Raw genomic sequence first — 11,071 nt, forward strand, 5'->3', positions numbered from 1 at the left:
ACGCTGCACCGGCCGCACCCCATGTCCACATCGCCATCGACCTACAACCGCCAGCGCCCTCTGCTGTGGCTGGTTTCGTTGGCGATCTTCATGCAGATGCTGGACTCGACCATCGTCAACACGGCCTTGCCGGCGATGGCCGCCAGCCTGGGCGAAAGCCCGCTGCAGATGCAGTCGGTGGTGTTCAGCTACGCGCTGGCGGTGGCCACCTTCATTCCCGCCTCCGGCTGGATCGCAGACCGCTACGGCACCCGTCGCACCTTCCTGGTGGCGATCATCCTGTTCACGCTTGGCTCGCTGGCCTGCGCACTGGCCCAGCACCTGCACCAGCTGGTTGGTGCGCGCGTGCTACAGGGCATCGGCGGTGCCATGCTGCTGCCGGTCGGTCGGCTGGCGGTGATGCGCTCGGTACCGCGCGAAGATTTCCTGCGCGCGATGAGCTTCATCGCCATCCCGGCCCTGGTCGGCCCGCTGATCGGCCCGACGCTGGGCGGCTGGCTGGTCGAAATCGCGTCGTGGCACTGGGTGTTCCTGATCAACCTGCCGATCGGCGTGATCGGTTTCATCGCCGCGATGAAGATCATGCCCGACCACTACGCCAGCCATCGCACCCGTTTCGACCTGCGTGGCTACATCATGCTGGCCTTCGCGATGGTGGTGCTGTCGTTGGCACTGGACGGCATCTCCGGGCTCGGAACGCCACATGCGCTGGTGATGCTGATGACCGTGGCCGGCCTGGCGGCGCTGGTGGGTTACTGGCTGCACGCGGCCAATTCGACGGCGCCGTTGTTCTCGCTGGCACTGTTCCGCGTACCCAGCTACCGCATTGGCATCCTCGGCAACCTGTTCTCGCGCATCGGCAGCAGCGCCATGCCAATGCTGATCCCGTTGCTGCTGCAGGTCGGCCTGGGCCTGGGCCCGATGAACGCCGGCCTGATGATGGTGCCGGTGGCAGCCGCCGGCATGGTATCGAAGAAGCTGGCAGTGAAGCTGGTGGAGCACTACGGCTACCGCCGCGTGCTGATGGTCAACACCGTGCTGGTGGGCCTGGCGATGGCCAGCTTCATCCTGATGACACCCGGCCAGCACCTGGCCTGGCGCCTGCTGCAGCTGGCCTTCTTCGGTGCGGTCAATTCGCTGCAGTTCACTGTGATGAACACGGTGACCCTGCGTGACCTGGACCGCGAGTTCGCCAGTTCCGGCAACAGCCTGCTGTCGATGGTGATGATGCTCGCCGCCGGTTTCGGTGCAGCTGCAGCCGGCAGCCTGCTGGCCGCGTTCGGCAATCACCTGGACAGCAACAGCGCGACCGCGGCGCTGCATGCGACGTTCCTGTGCGTGGGCGCGATTACCCTGACCTCGACGATGATCTTCTGGCAGCTGCCCGATACCAAGCCGGAGCCACGGCAGGTCGAGCACGTAGCGGAATAAGGGGGTTCGGCAGGGCCTGCGGCCCTGCACCCGCTACACGCAACGGCAACAGCTGAAGCAACAGCCAAAGCAGAATTCCGTGGGATGGCGGGGTACCGTGGGTTTGCGGGGCCGCCGTGAACCCGTCCATGGGGGCTTGGTCGCCGCATCCATGCGGCTCACACCCCGCAAACCCACAGCACCCCGCCTTCGACAGTTTCCCGGTGGCCTGTAGATCCACGCCATGCATGGATGAATCTCCATCGAGATCGAATATTTCGAATTGAAATCGAAACGCATCCACGCATGGCGTGGATCTACCGCAGATCGCAGGATTCTGTCGAAGGCGGGGTGGGTCCGGTGGCGGGAGTGTCCGCGGCATGGATGCCGCGGCCAAGCCCCCATGGATGGGTTTACGGCGTCTCCCGCCACCGGATCCACCCCGCCATCCCACAGGAAGCCAGCTTTTGCTTCGGCTGTTGCTTCAGCTGTTGCCGTTGCGTGTAGCGGGTGCAGGGCCGCAGGCCCTGCCGAACCCCTACCTGCCCATCACCCGGGCGATCGCTTCCACCAGCAGCTCACCGGTCACCGGCTTGCGCAGGAAGCCACCGATGCCTGCCGCTTCCACCTGCTGCTGCAGGTCCGGATCGGTCCGCGCGGTCACTGCCAGCAGCGGCAGCATGTAGCCCTGGTTGCGCAGGTGCTGGGCCAGTTCGAAACCGCTCAGGCCGGGCAGGTCCAGGTCCAGCAGGCCGACGTCGAAATCGCCGGCACTGATTTCACGCAGCGCCGCCAGCGCATGGCCCGCATGCACCACCTCATGCCCACGCGCACTCAGCAGGCCGCGCACCACGTCGGCCACGGTCGCGTCATCCTCGACCAGCAGCACCCGCAGTGGCGGCATGTTGGCCGCGTCCTCGCGGTGCGTTTCGCCATCCGCTTCGGCATTGGCATCGACCACCAGCGGCAACGGCAGCGTCACGCCGAAGCAGGTGCCTCGGCCCAGCTGGCTCTCCACCTGGATACGCCCCTGCATTGCCTGTGCCAGTTCGCGGCAGATCGCCAGGCCCAGACCGCTGCCGCCGTACTGCGCGGCAGTGCGGGCGCCGTCGGCCTGCTCGAAACGGCGGAACAGACGCTGCTGCTGTTCCTGACTGATGCCCGGACCGGTGTCACGCACTTCGAAATGCAGCGCGCGCAGCTCAGCGTCGCTGCGCGCATGCAGGGTGATGGTGCCGCGGCTGGTGAACTTCACCGCATTCGAGAGCAGGTTGAGCAGGATCTGCCGCACCCGCATCGAGTCTCCCGTGGCCTGCAGGCCAGGCGGCAGCTGGTTGTCGAGGGTGAAGCGCAGGCCCTTCTGTGCGGCCAGCGGCCCCATCAGCGCCGCCAGATCCTGCAGCAGGCAGCTCAGCGCGAACGGCTTGGACTGCAGTTCCAGTCGCCCGGACTCGATACGTGCCAGGTCCAGCGCATCGTTGACCAGGTGCAGCAGATGTTCGCCAGCGTGACGGATCGACTGCGTATAACCGCGCTGCTGTGGATCCAGCGGCGAGGCCAACAACAGTTCGCTCATGCCGAGCACACCGGTCATCGGCGTACGTATCTCGTGGCCAAGATTGGCGAGGAAACGGGTCTTGGCCGCCGATGCCTGCTCGGCCAGTTCCTGCTTGTGCAATGCCAGTTGATAGGCGTGGCGACGCTGCAGGCGGCGGCGGTACAGCCAGGCAAACCAACTGGTCAGCAGCAGTGCGATGGAAGCCAGTACCAGCAACCCGGACAGGCTGCGCCACCACGGCGGCTGCACGCGGAACTCCAGGCTCTGCACCCGCGACCAGACGTGGTCGGCCGAGCGCGCCTGGACTTCCAGGCGATAGCTGCCCGGGGCCAGGCGCGAGAAAAGACGCTCGCCGGCGGGCCCCACTTCCACCCAATCGGGGTCATAGCCGGCCAGCCGGTAGCGGTAGCTGTTGGAGGCAGAATCGGCGAACGACAGCAGCCGCGCGACGATGCGCAGGTCACGGTCGCCATCGGCGATCTGCAACGGCGTGTCATGGGTCAGGTCCAGCACCTGCTCGTTGCGGCGGACTTCGACCCGTTCGATCACCAGCGGCGCGCGCCGTACCGAGGGCCGCACCTGTTCCGGGTCGAACACCACCACGCCAGCCGGCGTGCCGGCTACCAGATGGCCGTCCCCCGACATCACCAGCGTGTGCTCGCGGAACTCCTGGCTGGGCAGGCCATCGTGCACACCATACAGGCGCACGCTCTGGCCATCGGCACCGACCCGCACCAGGCCGCGCGCGCTGGTCGCCCAGGCCACGCCCTGCGCGTCGACCACCAGCCCGGACGCCGAGATCGCCGGGTAGCCCTGCTCGGCGCCGACCACGGTCTGCCGTTCCAGCCGCCCCTGGCTCCAGCGATAGCGCGACAGGCGCCCATCTTCGGACAGCCAGACCTGGCCATCACGACCGACGTGCAAGGCATGGATCGCGGTCGCCGGAGCCCCCGGCACCGGCTGGAAGCGCTCGCTTTCCGGCAACCACTGCAGCAGGCCGCGGCTGCTGGCCAGCCACACATGGTCCTGCGGCCCGCATTCCACATCAAGATTGAGCTGCCCCTGCTGCAGACCACGCTGGCCATTGTTGAGCTGGCGACGCAGGCGCCCATCGAGGTCGCGCTGCTGCAGGCCCGACGACAGCATCAGCCAGAGGCTGTCGCCGTCACAGGTCGTCATCGATTCGATGACGCCTTCCATGGTTGCGTCGGCACCGGCATCACGGCCCCAGCGTCGCAGATCGCGCCGCTTCGGGTCGTAACGCAGCAGGGCGTCATTCGAGCCGATCCAGACCTGTCCGCGGCGGTCCTCGCGCACCGACGTCAGCCAGTGCATTCCGTTCACCCAGGTACGGTGCTGCTCGACCTTGCCGGTGTTCGGGTCGAAGCGGTCCAGCGCACCATGGCTGCCTACTGTCCAGATGCCGCCATTGCTGGATGGGCTGGTGCCCAGCACGAAAGCGTTGCGCAGCGAGCGGGGGTCGTCCTCCAGCCGCGACAGCACCGAGAACTGCCACCAGCGGGGCAGCAGGTGCCACAGCCCGGCATTGGTGCTGGCCAACCAGATGCCGCCTTCACGGTCCTCGTAGGCGCCAGTCCAGTTCGGTCGCACCGGGCCGCGTGCCACCGCGCTGTACAACGGGACGGTCTGGTACTGGCCGTCGACTGCACGGCCGAGGCCTGTGCGGGTGTCCAGCCAGTACCCGGCCTGTTCATCGCGCAGCATCATGCCCAGCACCTGCTCGCCCTCGGGCAGCTTCCACGGCGGCGCTTCGAAGCGACCATCGGGGCGGCGCACGATGGCTCCGGCCATCGTACTGATCCACAGGCTGCCGTCGGGCTCGGCGGTCAGGCCATTGATCAGGAGGCTGGGGATGAGGTCGGTGCCGATGCGCTCGAAATCGGTGCCGGTCCAGCGCGCAACGCCGTGCTTGGTTCCAACCCACAGACTGCCGTCAGCCAGTGTCGCCAGATACGGAACCGATGCCGCCGGCAGACTGCGCGGATTGTTGGCTTCCGGCAGGAAACGCTGCAGGCGGTCCTGGTTGTCCAGGCGGTACAACCCGCCCTCGTGGGTGCCGAACCAGATCGAACCGTCCGGCGTGGTCGCCAGGCTCCAGACCGTGTTGGTGCCCATCAACGGCTGGCTGCTGCGATCGTAGAAATGCAGTTGGCGGCGATCGGCCGACATCCGCACCAGGCCTGCATTCTCTGTGCCGATCCAGAGCTGGTTGCGCGCATCGACCAGTACCGTCCAGATGCGGTTGTCGCGCAGACCGTCCTCCGAACGCCAGATCCGGTAGTTGCGCCCGTCGTAGCGGGCCAGGCCATCGTTGGTAGCGATCCACAGGTAGCCGTAGCGATCTTCGGCCATCCGATTGACAGTGTTGGACGGCAGGCCGTCGAACACCGTCACCTGGCGCGGGCTTGGCGGCACCGGCTGCGCGGCAGCGGGTGACAGGCAGCACAGCAGGACCAGCAGCAGCATCGCCGCCCGCAGATACACCACCGATTGCCTCCTCACGCTGCCCTGATGATTCCCGCGCTGCGGGCGTCGGCATGGTAAACCGAAAGTAGCGCCGTTCACGCCAGGCGCCGACGCTTTCACGTTGCCGTCTGTCGCTTTGCACGGGCCTGGACGATTGCCGCTACCAGCATGTCGCCGGTAACCGGTTTGCGCAGGAAGCCATCGAAGCCGGCAGCCAGAACCTGCGATTCGGCATAGGCATCGGAACGGGCAGTCACCGCGACCAACGGCAGCTCGTACCCCAGGGCACGCAGTTGGCGGGCAATGGCGGTGCCGTCCAGCGCCGGCAGATCGAGATCGAGCAGGCCCACGTCGAAGCCATCGGTGGCGATCTCCGACAGCGCGCCCAGGCCATGCAGAACGTGTACCACGTCATGACCGCGGCCGCGCAACAGGCCCGCGATGACCTCGGCCACGGTGACATCGTCCTCGACCAGCAGGATGCGCAGCGGCGGCAGGTTCGGCTGCGCCGGAACATCGCCCGCTGCGACGGCGGGCTGCCGTGTCCAGGGCAGCGGCAACCGTACCCGGAAGCGCGCGCCCTTGCCCGGTTGGCTGTCCACTTCGATGCGCCCGCCCATCGCCACGGCCAGCTCCTGGCAGATCGCCAGGCCCAGCCCGCTGCCGCCGTAGCGCGATGCCGTACGAGGGCCATCGGCCTGTTCGAAGCGGTGGAACAGGCGATCCTGCTGCTCGGCATTGATGCCTGGGCCACTGTCATGCACCTCGAAGCAAAGGCCACCGCCGTTCTCCTCCAGGCGCACTGCCAGGCCAACATGGCCGCGCTCGGTGAACTTGATCGCGTTGCCCAGCAGATTGAGCAGGATCTGCCGCACGCGCATCTCATCACCGCTGACACTGATCGGTCCAGGCGGATCTTCGCCACGCTGGAACTCCAGCTTGCGCTGCGTCGCCATCGGCTGCATCAGTGCCTGTACCTGGTCGAGCAGGCCCACCAGGTCGAACGGGTGCAGGTCCAGCTCCAATCGACCGGCCTCGATGCGCGCGAGGTCCAGCGCATCGTTCACCAGGCGCAGCAGATGGCTGCCGGCCTGCTGGATCGAACCGGCGTAGCTGCGCTGCACCGGGTCCAGCGGCGTGGCCAGCAGCAGCTCGCTCATGCCAAGTACGCCGGTCATCGGCGTGCGCACCTCATGGCCCAGCGTGGCAAGGAACCGGCTCTTGGCCTGCGAGGCCTGTTCGGCCAATTCCTGCTTGTGCACGGTCAACTGCCATTGCTGGCGGCGACGCAGGCGCGCCCGGATCGACCACACCAGGATAAGCAGCAGCAGCGAGCCGATCAAAATGTAGCCGAAGATCGCCATGCCGCTGCGCCACCAGGGCGGAAGCACCTTCACCTGAAGTTGCTGCGATGGCGTCCATGCGCCACTGGAGGTGGCTGCCTGCACTTCGATGAGATAGCTGCCGGTGGGCAACCGGGAAAGCGTGCGCTGGCCGTCACCGCCCTGCTCCACCCAGTTCTGGTCGTAACCGCGTACCTGGAAGCGGTAGCGGTTGCCCTGCGGGTTGGCGTACGACAGGAGTCGGGCGTCGATCTGCAGATCACGATCATCCGGTCCCAACAGCAACGTGCCGGTGTTCGGCAGCGGCTGCCAGCCACGCGCATCGTCGCGGCGCACGCGGACCTCGGCGATCACCAGCGATGATTCCGGCAACACAACGTCGGAGGCATTCACGTCGAAGGCCACCAGGCCGGTCTGGGCAACCGCAAGCACACGTCCATCGGCATTCACCGCCGGTGGTCGGCTGGTGAATTCGGCATCGGAAAGGCCATCGCGTTCATTGAACAACTGCAGGCGTCGTGCCTTGGGATCCCAGCGCAGCAGACCGCGCGGCGTGGTCGCCCACAGGCGGCCGTTGTCGGCCAGCGCCAGGCCCCCCATGCTGACTGGCGGCACGCCGGCGCTTCCATCGACGCGCTGGATCAGGCGCAGGCTCATGCCATCCCACTGGTAGCGCTCGAGCGCGCCCTGGCGGGCCAGCCACAGTTGTTGCGGATCAATCCACACCAGATCGTAGATCAGACCACGGGAGACCCCCGGCACCGGCTCGAAGCGTCCGGCCTGTTCGCGCCAGAGACCCATGTCGCCCATTACCCAGACCTTGCCCTGGGCGTCGAAACGGATCTGCTCGATAGGCGAATCGGCCGACTTGCGGAAGTCGTCCAGCGGATAGCTGCGCAGCACACGGCCGTCGGCACTGCGCTGCTGCAGGCCCAGGTTCATCACCGAAAGCCAGATCGTTCCGTCGGGTGCCTGGCGCATCAGGTCGATGCGCTGGCGCAGGTCGGCTCCCCCCTCGATGTGCCAGTCATGCAGCGCGCGTGTCGCTGGGTCATACACGCTGATACGGCCGGCACGCCCCAGCCACAGGCGCCCACCCGGCCGCGGCAGCACCGACCACACTGCCCCGCTGCCGATCTCGCGATCGCTGGCCAGCAACTTCAGTGCTCCCTGCGCGTCCAGCTGGTACACGCCATGTGCCGAGCCGACGTAGTAATTCTGGTCATCGCTGGCTGCACTCAGCAGGTACTGGCTGTCCAGCGGCTTGCCATCAAGCTGGTTCCAGATCGAAAACCGGCGCCAGTCCGGCGGCAGGTAGGCCAGGCCCTGGGTCAGCAGCGCCACCCACAATCCGCCCTCGTGGTCCTGCAGCAGATCAAGCACGCCGCTCTGGGCAGTGAGGAAGCCGCTGCCGCGGTCGCCCTCGAGCCGCCGCAGTGCGCTGGCGTCGCCGCGCAGCAGGCCGTCGGACGTGCCCGCCCAGTAGCCTCCCTGGCGATCGGCCAGCACCAGCGCCGAACGCAGGCGGGCGCTGTCGCTCCAGCGCGGACGGCTGACCCGGTCTTGTGCATCGATGCGGTACAGCCCGTCGTTCTGGCTGCCGATCCAGATCGAGCCATCCGGATCACGGCTCATCCGCAGCACGCTCAACGCGCCCAGCTCACGCGCTGCCACGGACTCGAACCCACGGCCGTTCCAGCGCGCCACCCCGCTCTCGGTGCCGATCCACAGCCGCCCCTGCGCGTCAACCAGGCTGCTGTAGATGGTGTTGCTGGGCAGGCCGTCCATGCGGGTCGGGTCGTGCTTGAAGAAGCGCAGGCTACCGTCCTCTCCGAACCGGCAGACCCCCTGGCTGCTGGTGCCGATCCAAAGCGCATCCTCGGCGTAGGCCAGCGTCCAGAACTGGCTCATGCAGGGGCCGTTGACCGCATCGAAGGTCTTGAAGCGTTCGCGGTCGGCATCCAACCGGGCCACGCCCTTGCCATTGATGCCGACCCAGACGCGATCCAGGGGATCGACCAGCAGGGTCTCGATCTCATTGCCGGGCAGCGAGCCCGGCTGCTCGGGGTCGTGTTCCCAGACCCGCAGGGCGCCCCCGTCATAGCGCACCAGGCCGCCGTCGGTGGCCGCCCAGATATGCCCCTGGCGATCCTCGGCCAACGCCAGCACCATGCGCGAGGGCATGCCTTCGGCGGCACCGAAACGGCGCAGGCGCGGTGTTTCTGCCATGTCCGGGGCCGCAGCTGCAGTGGCCAACGCCATCAGCAACAGCCCCATGCCCACGATGCCTCGACACCACAGGCGCCAGCTGCTCGTCATCCTGAACCCCCTGTCCTGGTCCGATTGTCACACAGGGCTGGGTTCATGACTGCAACAGCCTGTTTCCACCGATAGACCCACCACGAACTGTTGCAGCCATGCACGCATCGTTGGCAGGGGCCTGTGCGTATGATCACAGCGTCCCCCTTCCGGAGCCCGCCATCGATGCGTCCCAGCCTGGCCCTGCTGCCGATGCTGCTTGCCACCGCGCCCGCCTGGGCGGATGCAGATACCTATCGCCTCGATCCGGTGCATACCCGTGTGCTGTTCACCATCGACCACGCGGGTTACTCGCAGGCGATGGGCGCGGTCTCCGGCAGTGAAGGACGCCTGCAGTTCGATCCCGACAACTGGCGCGAAGCCACACTGGACGTCGAGGTTCCCGTGTCGCGATTGGACCTTGGTGATGCCAAATGGAACCAGGCCACGCTGGCGCGCAGCCTGCTGGATGGTGAGCGTTTCCCGAAGGCACACTTCGTCTCCAGCCGGGTCGAACCGATCGATGCCAGACGCGCCCACGTGATCGGCACCCTGACCCTGCGCGGGGTCAGCCAGGAGATCACGCTGGACGTGACCCTCAACGCCATCAAGCGCTACCCCCTCCCCCCGTTCCGACGCACCGCCGGTTTTTCCGCCAGCACCACGCTGAGCCGGCGCGCGTTCGGCATCACCGCCTGGCCGGGCGTCATCGGTGATGCAGTACAGCTGAGGATCGAGGCTGAAGCCACCCTCGACCGCAGCGACGCCCCGGGAACTCCCGCTCCCGTTCCACACTCCCACCCCAAGACGGCCCCCTAGAGGACCCTTCATGACCGCCAAGAACACCCCCGCCGCCTGGGGGAGTGTCAGCCAGATCCTGCATTGGTTGATCGCATTGCTGATCCTCGCCCTGGGCGTGGTCGGCCTGACCATGGGCGAACTGCCCAAGACCCCCAAGTACTTCTGGGTCTACACCGCACACAAGTCGATTGGCATCACCGTGCTGGCGCTGGTGCTGTTCCGCCTGGGCTGGCGCCTGTATGCCGGTGCACCGAAGCCGGTACCGGGCGTGCCCAGCTGGCAGGAACGCATCGCCAGTGCCACCCACGTGCTGTTGTATGTGCTGATGTTCGCAATCCCGCTGTCGGGCTGGCTGTACGACTCGGCCAGCGGCCTGCGCCCGTTCCGCTGGTTCGGCCTGGTTGATGTTCCCAAGCTGAGCGGCCCGGACCCGCAGGTCGTTGCCGTCTCCCACGCCATCCACGAATACGGCTTCTGGCTGTTGATCGCGGTGGTGCTGGCCCATGCCGGTGCCGCCTTCTACCACCACCTGTTCCAGCGCGATGCGACCTTGTCCCGCATGTTGCCGCGTGGCTGGCTCGCCTCTCCTCACAAGGACTGACCGATGAACCTGAAACTGACCACCCCGGCCGCCGTGGCCGCCGCCCTGGCCGGCATGCTGGCCACCGCTCCGGCGTTCGCCGCCGACTATGCGCAGGCGCCCGGCGCCGGCTCGATCCTGGTGTTCGCCACCAAGTACGACGGTGAAGTGTTCACCGGCAGCTTCCCGGGCTTTGCCACCAAGCTCAGCTTCGACCCGGCCAACCCGGCCGCGGGCTCGCTGGACGTGGTGATCCCGCTGGCCAGTGCCAAGAGTGGCAACAGCGACCGCGATTCGACCCTGCAGACCGCCGACTTCTTCAACGTCGGCAAGTTCGCCACCGCGCGCTACACCGCCAAGGGCTTCCGCGCGGTGGGCAATGACCAGTTCGCTGCGGACGGCACGCTGGAACTGCGCGGCGTCAGCAAGCCGGTCACCCTCACCTTCACCTGGAAGCCGGGCACCCAGCCGGTGTTGACCGGCAAGGCCACGGTCAAGCGCCTGGACTTCGGCGTCGGCAGCGGTGACTGGGCCGACACCAAGACCATCCCGGATGAGACCGCGATCAGCACGATCGTGAAGTTCGACGCGAAA

6 protein-coding genes are annotated in these 11,071 nt (G+C 67.0%); 4 read left to right on the top strand and 2 right to left on the bottom strand.

All coding sequences use genetic code 11. The features are described from left to right. The first annotated feature begins 21 nt into the window (after positions 1-21). Positions 22-1,431: a multidrug transporter subunit MdtD gene (gene mdtD / locus N5J73_RS12125; protein WP_049444752.1), complete on the top strand. Its 1,410-nt coding sequence runs from the start codon at positions 22-24 to the stop codon at positions 1,429-1,431. A 517-nt stretch (positions 1,432-1,948) separates the two neighbouring features. Here mdtD and N5J73_RS12130 read toward each other — a convergent pair. Both N5J73_RS12130 and N5J73_RS12135 read right to left on the bottom strand, forming a co-directional pair. Beyond that, positions 1,949-5,476 (bottom strand): hybrid sensor histidine kinase/response regulator, encoded by a 3,528-nt coding sequence (locus N5J73_RS12130; RefSeq protein ID WP_049448742.1) that lies wholly within the window; start codon positions 5,474-5,476, stop codon positions 1,949-1,951. Between the two features lie 95 nt (positions 5,477-5,571). Further along, positions 5,572-9,117 (bottom strand): ATP-binding protein, encoded by a 3,546-nt coding sequence (locus N5J73_RS12135; RefSeq protein WP_049448740.1) that lies wholly within the window; start codon positions 9,115-9,117, stop codon positions 5,572-5,574. Between the two features lie 165 nt (positions 9,118-9,282). Between N5J73_RS12135 and N5J73_RS12140 the strand changes: the two genes are divergently transcribed. From N5J73_RS12140 to N5J73_RS12150, 3 genes are all read left to right on the top strand, one after another. Beyond that, positions 9,283-9,915, top strand: a complete 633-nt coding sequence (locus tag N5J73_RS12140; protein WP_049448738.1) for a YceI family protein — start codon at positions 9,283-9,285, stop codon at positions 9,913-9,915. A 10-nt stretch (positions 9,916-9,925) separates the two neighbouring features. Continuing rightward, positions 9,926-10,498, top strand: coding sequence for a cytochrome b (locus N5J73_RS12145; protein ID WP_049448736.1), 573 nt, complete (start codon positions 9,926-9,928; stop codon positions 10,496-10,498). A gap of 3 nt (positions 10,499-10,501) precedes the next feature. Next, a partial coding sequence (locus tag N5J73_RS12150; protein ID WP_049448732.1) for a YceI family protein occupies positions 10,502-11,071 on the top strand: 570 nt, incomplete at its 3' end.

This window comes from Stenotrophomonas sp. GD03654 (assembly GCF_029845105.1).
In the GTDB taxonomy this organism is placed as follows: Bacteria; Pseudomonadota; Gammaproteobacteria; order Xanthomonadales; family Xanthomonadaceae; genus Stenotrophomonas; species Stenotrophomonas africana.